This is a genomic window from Corynebacterium sp. A21 (assembly GCF_052266655.1).
Lineage (GTDB): Bacteria > Actinomycetota > Actinomycetes > Mycobacteriales > Mycobacteriaceae > Corynebacterium.
Map to the genome: position 1 here is coordinate 399077 of NZ_JBQPQY010000002.1, position 19152 is coordinate 418228.

Below are 19152 nucleotides of genomic sequence, written 5' to 3' on the forward strand. Positions count from 1 at the left end.
CCTTAGACCAAGGGATGAGTCACCCCTACCTCGTTTTCATAAGGACCAGCAATGAGCAGCCCGGACATCCACCGCCCCGCCTCACGCTACGGGGCGGAACGGAACCCGACCAAGCCCTCCGGAATCGGCGGGAAGATCCTCGCCGTGTTGCTCGTCCTGATGCTGATCCTCGTGGTCATCTTTGTCGCCCGCTACATCAACAACCGCCAGTCGGTGGATGTGACCGCCTCAATGGCCAGCTTCGAGCGGGTCGATGACAACACCATGCGCCTCTGGGTCGATGTCACCCGGGAGAACCCCTCGGATCCGGCCTACTGCATCGTCACCGCCATCAACTACGGCATGGCCGAGGTCGGCCGGCGGGAGATCCTGCTTCCGGCCGGCGGCGAGGGAATGGAGCGCATGGAGGTTCTCATCCCCACCTGGGATGTGCCGGTGTCCGGCAGCGTCTACGGCTGCTCCACCTCCATCCCTTCCTTCCTTAATCTCTGAGACAGCCCACTGGGTGTGATCCCCCGAGTACTCATGGGACTGACTGACCTCGCTCTGTGTTAGAATTCCCCTTAAAACACCCACGTCGATCATCCGTCACCAGGTGACAATCCGCCCCGGCCGGAATCCGCAACTGCGGAATCACCGAATCGGGGCGTCATCCGTGTGAGCGGTCGGCGTGGTCAACGAACGTGGCGGCTGTGGGTCCAAGGCCCACGCCGAAACCAGGGAAGGTTTATCGCATGGCAGATGCGCAAAAGCAGTACATCACCCCGGAGACCAAGACCAAGCTGGAGGCCGAGCTCAACGAGCTGATTATCCACCGCCCGCTCGTCGCGGCCGAGATCAACGAGCGTCGTGAGGAAGGTGACCTCAAGGAGAACGCCGGCTACGATGCCGCTCGCGAGATGCAGGACCAGGAAGAGGCCCGCATCAAGCAGATCTCCGAGGTGCTGTCCAATGCCACCACGGAACGTTCCGGCATCGTCGAGGGCGAAGCCGTCATCGGTTCGGTAGTCCACGTCTACTACAACGGCAACAAGGACGAGAAGGAAACCTTCCTGATCGGTACCCGCGCCGCTGCCTCGGAGAACAAGGACCTCGAGACCTACTCCGAGCAGTCCCCGCTGGGCGTTGCCGTGATGGGTGCCCGCGAGGGCGAGACCCGCGAGTACTCCGCCCCGAACGGCAACACCATCACCGTGACTATCGTCAGCGCGGAGCCCTACGACTCCGCCAAGGCTGCCACTCCCCGATCCGCTAACTAAGGAAAACCAGGAAAATGAAGTCCTCCTTCATCCGCACCTCCGCTGTCGCCGGCATGACCGCCCTTGCTGGCCTGGCCATCGCCGCATGCTCTCCTTCACTACAGAACGCCTCTGACCTGAAGGTTGACACCGCTACCGAGTTCCAGGCATCGAGTTCGCCGGCGACCACCGGCACCTCGGCCACCGGTACCGCCTCGGCCACCACCGTTGCAGTCGCTTCCGGAGCTCCCTCCTTCATCGACTGTGTCGCAGCCCCGGCGCAAACCCCGGAGACGGTCTCACTGTCCTGCGCGGATGACTCCGACTCCCTCACCACCATTGAGTGGGCAGAGTGGGGTACAACGGAGGCCACCGGCACCGGAATCAGAGAGACCCTGAACCCGGTCACCGGCCAGGTTGTCACCGCGGAAGATGTCGAGATCATTCTCGCCACTCCCATCGAAGGTGCCCAGGGCCTGGTTTTCACCGAACTCACCGTCAATGGTGAGCTTGTAGCTCCGTAATTTTCCCGGGCTTCAATTAAAGAACCGCGTTCATCCTCATCGGATGGACGCGGTTTTTTGCGCACGCTTACCCGCTGGCACAGCAAAACCCGCCGCCTCCTGGGGTGGAGTGCGACGGGTCCCCGTGGGTGAAGCTTCAGGGCAATGCTAGCGACTCTGGAAGTAGCTCAGCAGGCGCAGGATCTCGGTGTAGAGCCAGACCAGTGTGACAGCCAGGCCGAGGGCGATGCCCCAGGCGGACTTGGCCGGAGCGCCGGCACGGATCATGCGGTCGGCGACATCAAAGTCCTGCAGGAAGCTCATGGCCGCCAGACCGATGCAGACCAGGGAGAAGACGATGGCCAGCGGTCCGCCGTCACGCAGCGGGCTGGCACCGGTGAACAGGGCCAGCAACAGGTTACCCACCACCAGCACCAGAACACCGACCATGCAGGCAGTGAGGATGCGGTTGAACTTCGGGGTGACCTTGACGGCACCGGTTTTGTAGACGAAGAGCATGCCCAGGAACACGCCGAGGGTACCCAGGATCGCCTGGATGATCATCATCCCGGCATCGGCATTGCCGATGCTCCATCCGGAGAAGACGATGGAGATGGCACCGACGAACAGCCCCTCGAAACCGGCGTAGATCAGGGTGACTGGGGCGGAGTCCATCTTCTTGCCGAAGGTGGCCACCAGCACGGTGATCAGACCACCGATCGCGCCGACCGCACCGAGCATGAGGGCGACACCCGGGTTGAACTGGGCGATGCCGAAGGAGATCAGGGCGAAGACGACGATGACACCGAGAGTCATTCCGGTCTTGGTGACCACATCATCGACAGTCATCGGGCGCTCGCTGGGATTCCCCTGAGCGCCGTAGCTGGCGTAGGGGTCCTGGTAGCCCTGCTGCATGGCGCCCCGCTGAGCCTGGCCCCCGGAGTTTGTCAGTGAATTCAGTACAGGGTTGCTGCTTCGCACGTCTAACCCCGGTCCTTTCTCGTCAATTTTAGTTCTTACATTCGTCTAACGTTTCTATGGTGCCCTAAGTTCCCGATACCCGCGACTCCGGCAAATCTGCCTACCCTGGGGGGCATGTCAGATCTGAACCCACTGCCCACTTTCCACAATGATCCCGCTGATTTCCTCGCGGAGTCACTCGGCGGTCTGATCGCCGCGCATCCGGACGCCCGCTGGTCTGAAGCCGGCTTTATCAGCCGGCGGTCCCCCGCAGGCAGACAGGTGGCGGTGATCTCCGGTGGTGGTTCCGGCCATGAGCCCCTGCACGCCGGGTTCATCGGTGCCGGGATGCTCGATGCCGCGGTCCCGGGCCATATGTTCACCTCGCCCAATGCGGTGCAGCTCACCGAGGCCACCCGCCACGTGGACAGTGGAGCCGGAGTAGTACAGGTGGTCAAGAACTACACCGGCGATGTCCTGAATTTCCGGGTCTCCCGCCAGGCACTGGCCGGTGAGGTCGAGACCCGGCAGGTGCTGGTCGATGACGATGTGGCCACCGAAGGCGAAAACGGCCCGGGCCGGCGCGGGACCGGGGCCACCATCCTGGTGGAGAAGGTCTGTGGGGCCGCAGCCGCCCGCGGGGACAGCCTCGACCAGGTCACTGAGTTGGGAACTTGGGTGGCGGCGAACTCACGAAGCATGGCGGTCGCCCTGGCCCCGGGGCATCTCCCGGCGGCCACCCGCCCCACCTTCGATCTTCCGCTCGGGGAGATGGAGGTCGGCGTGGGCATCCACGGCGAGCGCGGGGTGGGGCGTCGGCAAGCCGGCAGCGCCCGGGACGTGGTCACCGAGATGATCGGACGTATCAACGCTTCCCTCGAGCTGGGTCCCGGTGAGGAAGTGGTCTGTGTGGTCAACGGGCTCGGCGCCACCACGCTGCTCGAGCTCAACCTCATCTTCCGCGAGGTGTTGGAGGAACTTGAGGCACGTGGGGTGAAGGTGGTGCGGAGCCTCGTCGGTGATTTCATCACCGCCGTCAACATGGCCGGGGTCAGTCTGACGCTCTCCCGCACCACCCCGGAGCTCACCGAGCTCTACGACGCTCCCACCGACGCCCCCGCCTGGCCCACACTGGGCCGCCCCGCCAGCCACACTCCAGCCCAGATCCGATACGAGGAACGCCTGCCCGAGGGCGAGGAAAACCAGTGGCTCAGTGATTTTGTGGCCCGGGTACAGGGCGCAATCGAGGAACTCGGGGAACTCGACCGCACCGCCGGCGACGGCGACTTCGGTGCCAACATGTCCGCCGCCCTGGGCGATCTCTCACTCCCGCTCCACGGCAGTGATGCCGAGGTGCTGGCGCTGCTTTCCCGACGTTTCCTGGTCCGCGCGGGCGGTACCTCCGGCGCGGTGCTGGGCACCGTCTTCCGTGAACTCGCCAAAGAACCGCTGCCCCAGGGACTGCGCAATGCCCTGACTGCGGTGCGTGAGCTCGGCGGTGCCGAGGTCGGCGACCGCACGCTTATCGACGCCCTCTCCCCCGCTGCTGACCGAGCCGCCGAGGTCGGTGCGGGCGACGTCGAGAAGTTGCTGGCCGAGTGCTTTGCCGCGGCCGCCGAAGGTACCCGCAGCACCCGCGGGATGCGGGGCAGGCGCGGCCGGGCGGCCTATGTCGGCGATGCCGCCAAGGGTGTGGTTGATCCAGGTGCCGTGGCCATCAGCTGGCTCTTCGGTGGTACCGGCTCACTCGAGGATTTCTAGCGTCGTGGATTTCTCAAGAAATCCGGCCCTCGCGGCGAGAAAATAGGCCCTGACCTGGTAATTAATAGTGCCCCCAGTGGGACTCGAACCCACACTGTGCTGATTTTAAGTCAGCTGCCTCTGCCGATTGGGCTATAGGGGCGCTCGTCAGCTACGCGGATGCGCGGCTGACCCTTAAACATTCTAATCCTGCGTTAGTTCAGCGGTGTCAGCGCCCTGGAGTTTATCCGCCAGGCCGGCGACGATGCCGTCGAGGATGTCCTTCTCCGAGATGATGAAGCCCTCCGCCGCGGTGTTACGCTCGATCATCTCCACGATGCCACGGACGATGGTCGCACCGCTGCCGAGCACATCGGCACGTCCCTTGTGGATCACCGGGTGCTCGGCACGCTGCGTGGCGGACTCCGCAACAACTTCCTTGGTCAGGACCTTCAGGGCGTCGAAACGCAGGGCTGAGCCGTGAATAGCTGCCGGATCGTAGATCTCCAGGCCCTGCGCCAGTGCCGAGAGCGTGGTGAAGGTGCCGGCGCAGCCGACGAAGACCCGGGCATCGGCGATCGGGACGATGATCTCGACCCGGGAGAGCTGCTCCCTGATGAAGTCCTCAGCGATCTCGATCTCCGTCGCGGTGGGCGGATCCGAACGCATGATGCGCTCTGTCACCCGCACACAGCCGAGCTGTGTCGAATGGCTGCCGAGGATGGTGCCTTCACTATTGCCGACAATGAACTCCGTCGATCCGCCACCCAGGTCGATCACACAGAACGGGCCCAGTTCCGGATCGAGGTCAGCGACTGCGCCGCGGAAGGACAGCATCGCTTCCTCCTCACCGGAGATGACCTCCGCCACCACACCGGGGCGAATACGCCCGAGCAGTTCAGCGGTCATGGAGAAGAAGTCCTCCCGGTTAGAGGCATCGCGGGTGGCCGACGTGGCCACCATACGGACATCCGAGACTTCCTCGAACTCCATGATCTCCACGAAACGGGTCAGCGCGGCACGGGTACGGGCAATCGCCGCCGGGTCAAGCTCGCCGGCAGCATCCACGCCTTTGCCCAGACGAACGATCTCCATGGTGCGGTGCAGCTCGTTGACATCCTCGCCGTCGATCTCACAGATCAGCAGACGGATGGAGTTCGTGCCGCAGTCGACGGCGGCGACGCGGGTCATCGAGGCACCTCCGCATTGGAAAAGTCGAATTGGTCCAGATCAATGCCCAGCTCCCCGATCGTCGGCCAGTCCTGCGGGATGGCGGTGCCGCGCAGCCTCCCGTGGTCCGCAGCCAGGGCGACGGCCTCCGTGCCCAGCTGGAAGTGGTCCGGCCCTTCGGCCAAGGCATAAGCAATCAGCACGTGCAGGCACTTGACGCGCTCAGGCATACCGCCGCCGGAGAAGTCAGTGCCCAGATCCTCAAGCTTGTTGCGCTCAGCGAGGTAATGCTCATGTGCCTTCTGGTAGTCAGCCCGCAGTTCCTCACTGGCATCGAGACGCTCGGTCATCCACTTCATCACATGGGCGACCTCGAGACGCGAAGCCTCAGCCGTCAGTCGCGGGTCGGTCAGGTAATACAGCGTGGGGAAGGGCGTACCATCGGGAAGCTTCGGGGAGGTCTTGACCACGCCGGGTGCGCCGTCGGGAGAACGGTAGGAAATATCCAGCACACCGCGGGGCTCGCGGCCCAGTTGATCGGCTACGGCCGCGAGATCTGTTTCAGAAACACTCATAGGCCCCATTATCTCATGCGCGGCCCAATGGTGTTACTGGACGGGTGCCTCCGGAGCATTCTCGGGGCTGGTCTCCGTCCCTGGTTCGATCGGCATGTGGGTGTCAATCTCCCCATCAGCCACCTCATCCCCGGTCAGGGTCTCCGGCTCAGAGACCGAGGTCCACAGGATCTCGTACCAGCTGAGCTGCTGCTCATCCTCCGAGGAATCACTGGTGACCGAGGAATCCTGATCCATCCGCGGATCGATGATGCGGTAGGCGGTCTCGCCCTCGGCAATCACGCCGAGCCGCTGGCGGGCCTGTTCCTGAACATAAGCATCTGAGCGGTAGTCCTCGATCTCGGTCTCGAGACGTTCCTTCTCCAACTGTTTCATCGCGATCGACTCCGTCAGGCGGGTGATCTCTGAACGCTGTTGGAAATAATTTCTCAAGGGCACCGCGATGATGATGAGGATGACAATGGCCACAGATACGAGAATGCCGATTTCGAAGGCGCCGAGCTTCGCCTTCTGCTTCGTCGTTTTCTTCCGGTTCGCCCCGGCCGCCTTACGGCTCGAGACCGGCACCGACCGCCGTTTCGAGCTCCGTGAATCCTTCGCCATAGGTCACCGAGTTTAGCCTGAAACGAATCCACCCCACCCGAGGACTCTCGGATGGGGTGGAAATTCGCTGTGGCTTCAGCGGCAATTAAGCCCGGAGGCTAAGCAGGACCTTAAAATCAGGCCTGAAAGCGCGGGAAAGCGGAGCGGCCAGCGTAGACCGCACCGGAACCGAGCTCCTGCTCAATGCGCAGCAGCTGGTTGTACTTGGCGACGCGCTCGGAGCGGGCCGGGGCACCGGTCTTGATCTGGCCACAGTTCAGGGCGACAGCCAGATCCGCGATGGTGGTGTCCTCGGTCTCACCGGAACGGTGCGACATCATGGTGCGGTAGCCGCTGCGGTGAGCCAGCTCGACGGCGTCGAAAGTCTCGGTCAGAGTACCGATCTGGTTGACCTTGACCAGCAGGGCGTTAGCGGCCTTCTTCTCAATACCATCAGCCAGACGTGCCGGGTTCGTGACGAAGAGGTCATCGCCGACCAGCTGAACCTTCTCGCCGATGGCGGCGGTCAGGGCGATGTAGCCCTCCCAGTCGTCCTCCTGCAGCGGGTCCTCGATGGAGACGATCGGGTACTCGTTGACGAGCTCCTCGTAGACCTTGGAGAGCTCTTCAGCGGTGAGCTCGCCACCCTCGAAGTGGTACTTGCCATCCTTGAAGAATTCGGAGGAGGCGACGTCCAGTGCCAGCGCGATATCCTCGCCAGCCTTATAACCGGCCTTCTCGATGGCCTCGAGGATCAGATCCAGAGCTGCACGGGTGGAGTCGACGGAAGGAGCGAAACCGCCCTCATCGCCCAGACCGGTGGACAGTCCCTTCTCCTTCAGAACTGCCTTGAGGGAATGGTAGACCTCGGCACCCTGCTGCAGTGCCTCCGAGAAGGTCTCCGCACCGATCGGGGCGATCATGAATTCCTGGACGTCGACGCCGGAATCAGCGTGGGCGCCACCGTTGAGGATGTTCATCATCGGAACCGGCAGGAGGTGGGCGTTCGGGCCACCGATGTAGCGGTACAGCGGCAGGCCGGCGGCATCAGCGGCGGCACGGGCCACAGCCATGGAAACACCGAGCAGGGCGTTTGCGCCCAGGCGGGACTTATTCTCGGTGCCGTCGAGTTCAATCAGAGCCTGATCGATGATGCGCTGATCATCGGCCTCGAAACCGGCGAGCTCATCGGAAATCTCTTCGTTGATGTTCTCAACGGCCTGCAGCACCCCCTTGCCCAGGTAGCGATCGCCACCGTCACGCAGCTCATGAGCCTCGTGAACACCGGTGGACGCACCCGAGGGAACGGCTGCGGAGCCGTGCGATCCGTCATCGAGGAAAACCTCAGCCTCGACGGTCGGGTTGCCGCGGGAGTCCATGATCTCGCGAGCGAATACGTGAATGATGTCAGCCACAGTGTTTCTCCTATGCCACTTCAAAAATGTTCAGCAGGGTGATGGGTCACGCGGGCACACCCACTATCGGTGCCACCTCACGTAGTCAGGCCCATTGTGGCATGAAACTGTCCGGGTTGTCGGCCGATTTGCCCCATCTGGACGCACATTCGGGGATAGCTGCCCCCGACTGTGATCCACACCGCGCGACTTAAACCGCAGGTTGCCTCAGGGCATAGGAATTTGCGGCATCCCGGACGTTGATCAGATATTCATTGCTCATGTTGTAGGAGCGCACCGCTTCAGTCCACCCCTCCGGGGTGGAGAGATCGCGCCCCGCACAGAGCAGATTCGCGGCAGACAGGGTGGCATCATCAATCTGGTGGGGATCGGCGACACCATCCCCGCTGGCATCACGTCCGTGACGGGCGAAGGACTCCGGAATGAACTGCATCGGGCCAACCGCCCGGTCGAACTCGGTGTCCCCGTCCAGAACACCGCCATCAGTGTCCGGAATCTCGGCCACGCCCGGAGAGCCATCCAGGGGGATGCCGATGATCGCTGGCTCCACCACTCCGTTGTCGCTGATCTTGCTGCCGCCGAAGAGCTTGCCGGAGTAGGTGCCATGGCGCGTCTCGACGTACCCGATACCCGCCAGGGTGGTCCAGTTCAGGTTGCACTCCGGCCAGGACTCCGCCGCGATCAGCTGCGCATTGCCGTAGGCACGCAACGCCTGCCCGGAGATCCCGGTATCCGCCGAAATCGGCTCGGACCAGAAGGTGAGCTTATCGGCGGTACGTCCGGGAGCATGGACGTCGATAAGCGGGACGGCTTCCCCGGCGAGCGGCGGAACATCCTCGGGCACCGGCGAGAGCTGCCGGACCGGGCGGGCCCCCTCGACAAAGGACAGCGCCCACCCCACGAAAGCGATGACCATGATGACGGCAAGAACCGCTCCACAGCCACAACCCATTGCTTTCTTCAGCCCAGAACCCATGAGGATCGATTCTAGCGGTGACACCCGCCGCTGGCCGATTCGGTTTTTGAGCCTGAGTAGCAACTTAAACCAATCAGAAACTTTGGCAAATTTTCCTGCCTGGAAGAGTATTCCTGAGACCGAACGGGTGAATGCGATTAGCGTGCAGGATAAAAGGTTCGATCCACTTCTAAGGAGAACTTCCATGAATATCCGCCGATTCGCCGCCGCCGGTGCCACTGCCGCCCTGTCCCTCGCCGTCTTCGCCGCTCCCGCAGCTGCTGAAACCCCGGCGTGGCAGTGCAGTGCCCTGGACGCATTTCTGAGCACTGAGGGCCTCTACGAGGACGATCACGATACCTTCACCACCACCTACTCCGAACTGAAAGAAAACTACACGGAGTGGAGCGAAGATCGCACCGGTGACCTCATCGGCAGCCTGCCCGGGGTTCAGGTCGGCGAGGAGAATGCCGCCACCTGGGTCGCCGATACCGCCCTCGACTGCGGACTCATCAAGGAAGATGGCCTCTTCGGCAGCTCCCTGAGCTCCGATGCCGGCGAGTGGTTCAGCCATCTTTCTTCCTGACCCTCCCGGGGGCATCCGCTGACAAGTGCGGGCACAGCTGACGGCGCAACCTGAGGTTGCGCCGTCTCCTTGCCACTCCCCCGAATCCTTAAAGAAAAGTCCCTTTAGTCACTTTGGCACCAAAAGTGGACTATTATCTCTGCTGTCACATAAGCCACAGTTATTTCTCAAGATTGAAGGATTCCCATGAAGCTCCGTCGTTTCCTCGCCGTCACCGCCGCCTCTGCACTGGCCGTCACCGCCCTCGCCGCCCCGGCCTCCGCCCAGACCGATGACTTCATCGACAACGCCATCGCGAACCTGGACTGCAACATGCTGGACACCGGCCTGAAGACCGTGAACGCCTATGAGGCCGACCACACCGACAACAAGACCACCCACAGCGAGCTCGCCACCAACATCCGTGGCCTGAGCCAGCAGAACTTCGGCCAGCTTGTCGGCAACCTCCCCGGTGCCAGCCTCCTGCAGATTCAGTACTCCGGCGCTGTCGCCGATCGCGCCCTGGCCTGCGAGCTGGTCGCCGAGAACCCGGAACTGCCCTTCGGCAGCTCCCAGCTCTACGACGCCCTCCCCTTCCTGGAGCTGCTCTCCTCCGAAGCCAAGTAAGTCTCTTTCCCGCCCGGTCCGCTATTAGTGCGGACCGGGCTTTTCGCGTTCCCGGGCCTCCCGTTGTTTGCCTTCCGCCCAGGCGCGATCCTGCTCCTCCTGGGAAATCCGCCCGGTGGAGCCGTCAAAAAGGTAGGGCGAACGGGAACGCATCTTTGCCACGAAGCTGCCCGCGACCTCGTTGAAGGTGAAGGCGCCGCGTCGAGAAGCGATCTCGGCGTGGAAGAGCACCTGCAGCAGGATATCGCCCAGCTCGCTGAGCAGCTCTTCCTCCCCGGCGGTACCGGTCTCCCAGTGTTTGATCGCCTCGACGAATTCCGCGGTCTCCTCCTGGAGATAGGGAATCAGCGAGCTGTGGGTCTGGGACACCTCCCACTCCCCTCTCCCACAGGCGCGTTCCATCACCGACACCGCCTCCCCCACCGGGTCCTGCAGACTCGGTGCCGCAAAAAGCACCTCCCCGGAGTCCACGCGGGCCCGCACCTCCGTGGCCTGGGCGTTGGTGCTCACCAACACACCGTGTCCCGAACCTTCCTGGAGCAGATCACCGAGGTGCCAGCGCACCGGGATGGGTACTTCCTCGGTATAGCTGATCGGCCCGGAAAGCGCGGCCAGGGCATCGACCGGAATCATCGTGGGCCAGCGGGCGTCGAGAAGCAGAACAGTCATGTTCTTCATCCTAGGCCCGAGGATTTCCCCCGCGGTACAACTCGGTTTAAGGTTTCTGAGTGAACAACAGCACATCCACCACACCCAAGGTCTCGATGTGGACCCTCGTCGCCCTGATTCTGGGATCGACCATCGGCGCCGGAATCTTCGCACTGCCCCAGAACATGGGCTCAGTCTCCGCCCCCGGAGCCATGCTGATCGGCTGGGTCATCGCCGGCATTGGCATGCTCTCCGTGGCCTTCGTCTTCCAGATCCTCGCCAGCCGAAAACCACACCTCGACTCTGGTGTGTACTCCTATGTCCGCGCCGGGCTCGGCGACTACATCGGCTTCACCTCAGCCTGGGGATACTGGCTTGGCTCAGTGATCGCCCAGGTCGGCTACGCCACCCTCTTCTTCTCTACCATCGGCTACTACGTGCCGTTCTTCTCCTCGGAGAATCGATTGGTGTCCGCGCTGGCGGTCTCCATGTTGACCTGGCTGATTTTCGCGGTGCTCTCTCGCGGGGTGAAGCAAGCTGCCTTCCTGACCACGGTGACCACCGTCGCCAAGATCCTGCCGCTGCTGGCGTTTATCATTCTGGTGGCTTTCCTCGGCTTCTCCTGGGATAAATTCACCTTTGACTTCTGGGGCTCCTCGGGTTCCGTCGGGTCGGTCTTTGAGCAGCTCAAGGGCACCATGCTCTTCACTGTCTGGGTCTTCATCGGTATCGAGGGCGCCAGCGTCTACTCTAAGCAGGCCCGCACCCGCAATGACGTCGGCCGGGCCACCGTCATCGGCTTCCTTACGGTGTTGGTTCTCCTGGTGACCATTGCGACGCTCTCCTACGGTGTGCTTTCGCAGGCAGAATTGGCCGCACTGGGTGATAACTCTATGGCTGCGGTGTTGGAAGCAGTGGTCGGCCCCTGGGGTGGTGCACTGATCTCGATCGGCCTGTGCCTGTCAGTGCTGGGCGCCTACGTTTCCTGGCAGATGCTCTGCGCTGAACCCATTGCGCTGATGGCCTTCGACGGGCTCCTGCCCCGCAGGGTCGGTGCGGTGAACGCAGCTGGCGCCCCTTGGGCGGCACAGCTGATCTCCACCATTGTCATCCAGGTCACCGTGATTCTCTTCTTCCTCAACGAGACCGCCTACACCTCCATGGTGCAGCTAGCCACGGTGCTCTATCTGGTCCCCTACTTCTTCTCCGCGATCTACCTGGTGCTGCTGGCGGTCCGGGGCCGCGGTGTCAGCCACCCACATGCCGGCGAACGCTTTGATGACTCCGGGCCAACAGTGTCGACGCGGGACAACCGAAAGCATCTGCTTGTTGGCCTGGTGGCTGTGATCTATTCACTGTGGCTCTTCTATGCCGCGGAACCGCAGTATGTGCTCTTCGGGGCAATGGCGGTGGTACCCGGACTGATTCCCTATGTGCTGACGAGAATTCAGGCGAATGAGCGGGTATTCAACGCCTTCGAATGGTGTGTTGTCGTGGTGATCGTAGTGGCTGCCGGTGTGGGCACCTGGGGGCTGGTGACCGGGATGCTGAGCTTATAAGCGCCCACGGATGTGGTGGACCTGGCGGTGCCTACGTTGATTGATCATTCCGAAGTCAGGCGCACCTGACCGATGCTGCCGCTATATTTCACCGCATTGTGGACTGATCCTCCTGCGCGCCCCGAAGTGGACTTCATGTCTGATTCCAACTCGGGGTGCGGCTCGGTCTGGAGGGGACTGCTGCTTTTCGCAGGGGTGCACCCCGAAAGTTGAGCGGTGAGCCGCTCCCCGCGCTGTGGATTCCGGCTCTTGACTATCGTCTCGGAATCCCACGCTGGAGTTCCCCCGCACCAGCTTCATCATCTTCCACGTCAATCTCCTCCACTGTCTCAGTCTGGTTCTCAGCAGTTACGGCCAAGGCCCGCTTCGGAGCCCGGTCCAGTAGCCAGGCCACCAGACAGCCGAAGACGATGCCCCAAAACGGTGCGGTGATCCCCAGGATCGATAGCTCAGACACCGTCACCAGGAAACACACCAGGGCACCAGTGGAGAACGGACCCGAAAAACCGGCGAGGAAGGCATTCTTCAACGGGGCGAGCATGGCGATTCCTGCGAGGGCCGCAATGAAGGACACCGGCATAGCCAGCATGAAGCCGACGAAAGCCGGAGAGAACAAACCCACACAGATCGCGCCGACGGCGGTGACCATCGCTGCGGCGTAGTGTCGCTGTTTTTTACCACCGGCGACGATCAGCGCGTTGGTGGGCCCGGTCAGGCAGGTGGTGATATTGCCGATGAAAGCCATCGGGATGGACCACAGTCCACTGGCGGCTGCGGCAAGGTTGACGCCCGGCCGGTGGCCGGCGGCCTGCAGTACTGCCACCCCCTGCCCGTTCTGGACGATCACGACGGTGATCGCCAGGGGGATAACCAGCTCCATCATGGCTGCCCAGGAGAATTCCGGAGCGGTGAACACCGGGGCGGCGATGACCCCATTGTCGAGGATGCCCGGTGCCAGACGGCCGGCGAAAATCGCGATCAGAGTGCCGGCCACCGCCGCGATCGCCACCGGCGGGGCAACTGCCGCAATCCTGGGCACGATGCCCAAGGCCACAAACACCAGGATCATCGGGATCGTGATCAGCGGATCATCGGTGGCGGCGGTGATCAGTTCCAGACCGAAGCGCAGGAAGATACCAGCCACCATTGCCATGACGATGGTCGGTGGCAGAACGGCCATGATCTTGCCGATCAACCCGGTCCAGCCGAGGAGAAACACCAGCACCGCTGTGACCAGGTAGGCACCGAGCACCTCGGCGAACTCCAGATGTGCCAGGGCGTCACCGGCAATGACGGTGCCGGGGATGGTCCAGAAGTAGGCCTGCGGACTGCGGTAGAGGTAGGTCAGCAACAGGGTGAGAATGCCATTGCCGAGAAAGGCGCCGAAAATCCAGGAGGAGGTTTGGGCAGAGCTGAGATTTCCGGCGGCCGCTGCCGCCAGGATCACCGCGATGGGACCGGATGCGGAGAAGATCAGGGCCACCAGACCATTTCCGATCTCCTGGGGGCCGAGGTCGCGGAAGATCTCCGGCAGGGTGGGCCTGGGAAGCTGGGGTTTTTCAATGGCGAGCAGGGGTGAGACACCCATGTCGGGCTCCTAAATTGATGAGGTTTGCCAATAAACGGGGAGGACTGCGGCACCTGCCGGCAGGGTAGAGCTACTCCGCCGGAAGGTGCTTCACTGCTTCGCTCTCAGCAGGGGTACTGTCGCCGCTGGCCCGGTCTACGGCGACGGGCCGGTCGATTCTCAGACAGTGCTTCCTCAATGGCCACACCGAAACCGAAGGTGGCGTCAATGATGACGACAACTTTCTTCTCGGCGTGATTTCCCATGGAGGACAGTGTGGCAGAGGACACCAATGGGCGCATCCTCGACGCTCCATCACAGGAGGGGTTCCCGCCCCCGATATTCCTCACCTGATAAATTTGCCCAGTTCAACACCACTGTTCAGCGTTCGCATTACGCACGCTGGCACCCCCGCTGAACAACTGCGAAATTCATGCAACTCGGCAGGCAGCTACTCCGAGACTGACACCACCCGTGACTTTTTCGCCGCAGCTGCCGTCGAGGCAGCCGAACCACCAGCCACATCAACCTGATCGATCTCAAACATCTGGGAGAGGAAGTCTGCCATCCACTGCAGCAGTTCCACATCGCGCAGCTTCGGGTCGGTGACATTGCGGCCGGCCTTCGGGAAGGGCAGCTGGATCGCCTTCGCCGCAGCCCGGTAGTTCGAGCCCGGGAAGAGACGACGCAAGCGGACCTGCTTGGAGTCCGGCAGATCCACGGGGTGGACCTTGATGCGGGTGCCCTGGACCCCGATATCGGAGATCCCGGCGCGCCGGGCCTGGTGCCGCAACCGTGCCACCGCCAGCAGACGGGAAACCTCTTCCGGCACGGGGCCGTAGCGGTCCTCCATCTCCTCGATGATGAGCTGCAGGTCTGTGCCCGAAGCCGAGGAGGCCAGTTTGCGGTAGACCTCTAGGCGGAGTCGTTCGGAGTTGATGTAGGACTCCGGGATGTGTGCATCCACCGGCAGGTCAATGCGGATTTCCTTCGGGCCCTGGTCGGTGGCGTCGATGACCTGGCCGGTGGCCAGCGCGCGGTAGGTCTCCACGGCTTCGCCGACGAGTCGGATGTAGAGGTCGAATCCGACCCCGGCAATGTGGCCGGATTGTTCGGCACCGAGGACATTACCGGCGCCGCGCATCTCCAGGTCCTTCATCGCCACGGCCATGCCAGCGCCGAGATCGTTGTTCTGCGAGATCGTCGCCAGTCGGTCATAGGAATTCTCGGTGAGCAACGCACCCTTGGGGTAGAGGAAATAGGCGTAGCCGCGTTCGCGGGAACGCCCCACGCGGCCACGCAGCTGGTGGAGCTGGGACAGACCCATGTGGTGGGCGTTTTCCACGATCAGGGTGTTCGCGTTGGAGATGTCCAAGCCAGTTTCGACGATGGTGGTACAGACCAGGACATCGTATTCGCGGTCCCAGAATCCCTGCACGGTCTGCTCAAGTTGTTCCTCACCCATCTGGCCGTGGGCGACGACGATGCGGGCCTCGGGGACGAGTTCGCGCAGCTCCCGAGCTTTCTTCTCGATATCGGAGACCTTGTTGTGGACGAAGAAGACCTGGCCGTCACGAAGCAGTTCACGGCGGATAGCGGCGGAGACCTGCTTCTCCTCCTGGGTGCCGACATAGGTCAGCACCGGGTGACGGTCCTCCGGCGGGGTGAGGATGGTGGTCATCTCGCGGATACCGGCCATGGACATCTCCAGGGTGCGCGGGATCGGGGTGGCGGACATGGTGAGCACATCGACGTGACTACGCAGCGCCTTAATGTGTTCCTTGTGCTCCACCCCGAAGCGCTGTTCCTCATCGACGATGATCAGGCCGAGGTTCTTCCAGTGCACACCGGTGGCCAGCAGTCGGTGGGTGCCCACCACGATGTCCACTTCACCGTCGGTCAGTCCCTTGAGGATTTTCTTGGAGTCCGCGGTCGAGGTGAAGCGGGAGAGCCCCCGGATGGTGACGGGGAAGCCATCCATCCGCTGTTCGAAGGTGGACAGGTGCTGCTGGGCGAGCAGGGTGGTCGGCACGAGCACCGCCACCTGCTTGCCGTCCTGCACGGCCTTGAAGGCGGCACGCACCGCAACCTCAGTTTTGCCGTAGCCGACATCACCGACGATGACGCGGTCCATCGGGACCGGCTTCTCCATGTCCTCCTTGACCGCCTCGATGGCGTTCATCTGGTCCTCGGTCTCGACGAAGGGAAAGTTATCCTCCATCTCGCGTTGCCAGGGAGAATCCGGGGCGAAGGGGTGCCCTGGTGAAGCTTGGCGTTTGGCGTAGAGCTGCACCAGTTCACCGGCGATCTCGCGGACCGCGGCCCGGGCCTTCTTCTTGACGTTCTTCCAATCGGAGCCACCCATCTTGGATAGGGTCGGCGATTCACCACCGGAGTACTTGGAGAGCAGGTCCAGGGATTCCATCGGTACCCAGAGCTGGTCGGCGGGCTGGCCGCGCTTGGCGGGCGCATACTCCAGGACAATGTACTCGCGGCGGGATTTATCATCGCCGGTAGTGATGGTGCGCTCGGCCATCTTCAGGAAACGGCCGATGCCGTGGGTCTCATGCACCACGTGGTCGCCGGTTTTCAGCGCCAGCGGATCAACCTTGTTGCGGCGGCGGGCGGGGCGTCGTTTAGCGCCGGCGATATCACCGACGCGGTTGCCCGTCAGGTCGGTCTCGGTGATGACCACCAGCGGCAGGGCCTGGGCATCGCGGTGCTTGCGCACCTTCGGGAAGACCAGGCCGGCGTGGCTGAGCGCGCGGTAGAGCGTCACCTCACCCGGGGTCGGCTCCCAGCCCGGGGTGGCCACCGTGGCGGGAATCCCCTGCTCCGCGAAGCGCTCCACCATGCGTTTGATGGCGGCCTCGGCCGGCGCGATGAAGGCGGCGCGGCCACCGTCGCGGGTGTGTGCGAGCAGCAGCGCCATCATGGCCTCGATTTCCGCGGCGTCGCCACGCGGGGTCGGACCTGCCGCATACTCCAGCGGGAGGGTATCGGACTCCTCGGCGATGTACATGCCGGGTGGGGCGAAGGTCCACCAGGGAACCTTCCCCTTTTCACAGGTGACCTGCAGGGACTCATAGGAACGGTAGGAGGAGGCGGACAGGTCCAGTCCTTCGGCCGCGATGGGGCCGCTGGCACCCATGGCGGCGGCTTCCCAACCGGCGGCGAGAAACTCGGCGTCGGTGGCCTCGAGATCACTGATGCGGGTACGGATCTTCTCCGGCGCCACCAACACCACATGCGTGCCCGGCGGCATCAATTCCGGCAGGGTCACCATGGGCGTATCGACGAGCGCGGGGATCAACGCCTCCATCCCCTCCGCCGGGGTCTGCTCGGAGAGCTTGGTCAGCAGTTCCACCAGGGTGGGGTTACCGGGGTGCTGCACCAGCAGCTCGGCGGCACGCTGTGCGATGCCCGCGGTGATCGGCAGCTCGCGCGCCGGGTAGATCTCCACGGTCCCGACCGCGACGTCGGTAAGCGTGCGTTGGTCGGCGACCGCGAACTGGCGGATCTCGGTGACCTCATCACCCCAGAATTCCACCCGCACCGGATAATCAAAGGTCGTGGGGAAGATATCGAGGATGCCGCCACGAGTGGCGAACTCACCGCGTTTGGTCACCATGTCCACATTGTTATAGGCACGGAAGACCAGCTGACGGGTCAGCTCCGCAAAGTCGTGCTCCTCATCCTCCCGCAACACAATCGGCTCGCGGCCGGGGGTCGACTCCAACAGCGGCTGGCAGAAACCACGCGCGGCGGTGACCACCACCTTGAGGTCCTCGAGATGGTTGAGCACCTGCGCGCGACGGCCGACGCTGTCCGCACCGGGACTCATCCGCTCATGTGGCAGCGTCTCCCAGGAGGGGTACCAGGCGACCTTCTCCCCCATCATCGCCTTGAGTTCGGCGGTCAGATCCTCCGCCTCCCGGCCGGTGGCGGTGACCAGCAGCACCGGAGCCCGGTGTGCCAACGCGGCGATGGCCCAGGGTCGGGCCTGATCGATGCCGGTCAGATGCAGCGTCTTTTCCCCGACATGGTTGAGCATGCCTTTGATCTTGGGATCAGTGGCGGCGACCTTGATCAGCCCGGCCAACATCGGTGTTTCCGGGGTGGTCGGACTGGCTTCCGTGCTGCCCTTCGGGCTCACTCTTGCTCCTCGATCATTGACTCGGACATATGTGTATCAGGTGCTGCGGCGGCAGAGTTCGCCTCAGTTTCCGCAACCTCGGCCAGCACCTCATCAGAGAGCACCGGGTTCGACCGCATCCCCGCCAGACCGTTCCAGCAGAGATTGACGATATGCGCCGCCACCTCCTCCTTGGAGGGCTGACGCTCATCCAGCCACCACTGGGCGGTGGTGGAGACCATGCCCACTAGGGCCTGGCCATAGAGCACCGCAGCCTCTTCCTCCAGTCCCTGACGCTGGAAGGAACGGCCCAGTATATGAGAGACCTGCCCCACCGCAGTATTGAGCAGGGTGGAATAACTTCGGTCCTTGCCCGGTGTCATATCGCGGACCAGGATCTGGAAACCATCGGTCTCCTGCTCCACATAGGTCAACAACGCCATCACGGCCCGCTCAATGCGTACCCGGGCCCGCCCCTTCTCCAGCGCCTCGGTGATCAGGCTTTCCAGGCGGAGCATCTCACGGTCGACAACCACCGCATAGAGCCCCTCCTTCCCACCGAAGTGTTCATAGACCACCGGTTTGGAGACCCGGGCCCGAGACGCTATCTCCTCGACACTGGTGCCCTCAAAGCCGCGTTCGGCGAAAACACTTCTACCGATTGAAATGAGCTGCTCCCGGCGTTCCTTGCCGGTCATCCGCTGACGAACCATGTTGCACAGCCTATCTGGTCCCCTGAAATTGCACGATTGACGGCCAGCGTGGACAATCAGGTAAAGTGTTTGAGGGCCGTTCCCCATGGTGTAATTGGCAACACTCCGGTTTTTGGTACCGTCATTCCAGGTTCGAGTCCTGGTGGGGAAGCAAAGAGAATAACCGCACCGCAGCAATGTTCAAAATTGCTGCGGTGCGG

Annotated in this window: 18 protein-coding genes and 2 tRNA genes; 8 read left to right on the forward strand and 12 right to left on the reverse strand. The window is 62.9% G+C overall.

Going from position 1 to position 19152, the window contains the following annotated elements; genetic code table 11:
- Nucleotides 1–51: 51 nt before the first annotated feature.
- The 3 genes from ACTU46_RS06010 (at nucleotide 52) to ACTU46_RS06020 (ending at nucleotide 1762) form a co-directional block, all read left to right on the forward strand.
- Nucleotides 52–492: a DUF4307 domain-containing protein gene (locus ACTU46_RS06010; RefSeq protein ID WP_443380325.1), complete on the forward strand. Its 441-nt coding sequence runs from the start codon at nucleotides 52–54 to the stop codon at nucleotides 490–492.
- Between the two features lie 242 nt (nucleotides 493–734).
- Complete coding sequence (gene greA / locus ACTU46_RS06015; RefSeq protein ID WP_443380326.1) at nucleotides 735–1259, forward strand: transcription elongation factor GreA; 525 nt, start codon at nucleotides 735–737, stop codon at nucleotides 1257–1259.
- 14 nt (nucleotides 1260–1273) lie between these two features.
- Nucleotides 1274–1762, forward strand: a complete 489-nt coding sequence (locus ACTU46_RS06020; RefSeq protein ID WP_443380327.1) for a hypothetical protein — start codon at nucleotides 1274–1276, stop codon at nucleotides 1760–1762.
- 147 nt (nucleotides 1763–1909) lie between these two features.
- Here the strand turns inward: ACTU46_RS06020 and ACTU46_RS06025 are convergent, their stop codons facing one another.
- The gene (locus ACTU46_RS06025; protein ID WP_443380328.1) at nucleotides 1910–2722 is read right to left on the reverse strand and encodes a Bax inhibitor-1/YccA family protein; all 813 of its coding nucleotides are present in this window, start codon (nucleotides 2720–2722) and stop codon (nucleotides 1910–1912) included.
- A 114-nt stretch (nucleotides 2723–2836) separates the two neighbouring features.
- Here ACTU46_RS06025 and ACTU46_RS06030 point away from each other — a divergent pair, with 114 nt between their 5' ends.
- Nucleotides 2837–4462, forward strand: a complete 1626-nt coding sequence (locus ACTU46_RS06030; protein ID WP_443380329.1) for a dihydroxyacetone kinase family protein — start codon at nucleotides 2837–2839, stop codon at nucleotides 4460–4462.
- A 68-nt stretch (nucleotides 4463–4530) separates the two neighbouring features.
- On the opposite strand, the gene ACTU46_RS06035 is transcribed toward ACTU46_RS06030, so the two are convergent.
- From ACTU46_RS06035 to ACTU46_RS06060, 6 genes are all read right to left on the reverse strand, one after another.
- Nucleotides 4531–4604, reverse strand: a tRNA-Leu gene (locus ACTU46_RS06035).
- Between the two features lie 41 nt (nucleotides 4605–4645).
- Nucleotides 4646–5632, reverse strand: a complete 987-nt coding sequence (locus tag ACTU46_RS06040; RefSeq protein ID WP_443380330.1) for a Ppx/GppA phosphatase family protein — start codon at nucleotides 5630–5632, stop codon at nucleotides 4646–4648.
- Nucleotides 5629–6186 (reverse strand): DUF501 domain-containing protein, encoded by a 558-nt coding sequence (locus tag ACTU46_RS06045; protein WP_443380331.1) that lies wholly within the window; start codon nucleotides 6184–6186, stop codon nucleotides 5629–5631. Before ACTU46_RS06045 ends, ACTU46_RS06040 begins: the two co-directional genes overlap by 4 nt.
- Nucleotides 6187–6219: 33 nt before the next feature.
- A complete protein-coding gene (locus ACTU46_RS06050) occupies nucleotides 6220–6789 on the reverse strand; it encodes a septum formation initiator family protein (RefSeq protein ID WP_443380332.1) in 570 nt (189 codons plus the stop codon).
- 116 nt (nucleotides 6790–6905) lie between these two features.
- Nucleotides 6906–8183, reverse strand: coding sequence for a phosphopyruvate hydratase (gene eno / locus ACTU46_RS06055; RefSeq protein ID WP_443380333.1), 1278 nt, complete (start codon nucleotides 8181–8183; stop codon nucleotides 6906–6908).
- A gap of 190 nt (nucleotides 8184–8373) precedes the next feature.
- Nucleotides 8374–9159 carry a lytic transglycosylase domain-containing protein gene (locus tag ACTU46_RS06060; protein WP_443380334.1) on the reverse strand — a complete coding sequence of 262 codons (786 nt, stop codon included), beginning with the start codon at nucleotides 9157–9159 and terminating at the stop codon, nucleotides 8374–8376.
- Nucleotides 9160–9343: 184 nt separating this feature from the next.
- On the opposite strand from ACTU46_RS06060, the gene ACTU46_RS06065 reads away from it, so the two are divergent.
- Together ACTU46_RS06065 and ACTU46_RS06070 are read left to right on the forward strand one after the other, a co-directional pair.
- Entirely contained in the window at nucleotides 9344–9724 is a 381-nt protein-coding gene (locus tag ACTU46_RS06065) for a hypothetical protein (RefSeq protein ID WP_443380335.1), read from the forward strand.
- A 186-nt stretch (nucleotides 9725–9910) separates the two neighbouring features.
- Nucleotides 9911–10330 carry a hypothetical protein gene (locus ACTU46_RS06070; RefSeq protein ID WP_443380336.1) on the forward strand — a complete coding sequence of 140 codons (420 nt, stop codon included), beginning with the start codon at nucleotides 9911–9913 and terminating at the stop codon, nucleotides 10328–10330.
- Nucleotides 10331–10354: 24 nt separating this feature from the next.
- Here the strand turns inward: ACTU46_RS06070 and ACTU46_RS06075 are convergent, their stop codons facing one another.
- On the reverse strand, nucleotides 10355–10999 hold the full coding sequence (locus tag ACTU46_RS06075; protein WP_443380337.1) for a MazG nucleotide pyrophosphohydrolase domain-containing protein: 645 nt from the start codon (nucleotides 10997–10999) through the stop codon (nucleotides 10355–10357).
- 59 nt (nucleotides 11000–11058) lie between these two features.
- On the opposite strand from ACTU46_RS06075, the gene ACTU46_RS06080 reads away from it, so the two are divergent.
- A complete protein-coding gene (locus tag ACTU46_RS06080; protein ID WP_443380338.1) occupies nucleotides 11059–12537 on the forward strand; it encodes an amino acid permease in 1479 nt (492 codons plus the stop codon).
- Nucleotides 12538–12790: 253 nt separating this feature from the next.
- Here ACTU46_RS06080 and ACTU46_RS06085 read toward each other — a convergent pair whose 3' ends face one another.
- The 4 genes from ACTU46_RS06085 to ACTU46_RS06100 form a co-directional block, all read right to left on the reverse strand.
- Nucleotides 12791–14125, reverse strand: a complete 1335-nt coding sequence (locus ACTU46_RS06085) for a benzoate/H(+) symporter BenE family transporter (RefSeq protein WP_443380339.1) — start codon at nucleotides 14123–14125, stop codon at nucleotides 12791–12793.
- Between the two features lie 104 nt (nucleotides 14126–14229).
- Complete coding sequence (locus ACTU46_RS06090) at nucleotides 14230–14394, reverse strand: hypothetical protein (RefSeq protein WP_443380340.1); 165 nt, start codon at nucleotides 14392–14394, stop codon at nucleotides 14230–14232.
- Nucleotides 14395–14555: 161 nt separating this feature from the next.
- Nucleotides 14556–18209 carry a transcription-repair coupling factor gene (gene mfd, locus ACTU46_RS06095; protein WP_443380414.1) on the reverse strand — a complete coding sequence of 1218 codons (3654 nt, stop codon included), beginning with the start codon at nucleotides 18207–18209 and terminating at the stop codon, nucleotides 14556–14558.
- 47 nt (nucleotides 18210–18256) lie between these two features.
- Entirely contained in the window at nucleotides 18257–18952 is a 696-nt protein-coding gene (locus ACTU46_RS06100) for a TetR family transcriptional regulator (protein ID WP_443380341.1), read from the reverse strand.
- Between the two features lie 79 nt (nucleotides 18953–19031).
- Here ACTU46_RS06100 and ACTU46_RS06105 point away from each other — a divergent pair.
- Nucleotides 19032–19103: transfer RNA gene (locus tag ACTU46_RS06105), tRNA-Gln, on the forward strand.
- Nucleotides 19104–19152 lie beyond the last annotated feature (49 nt).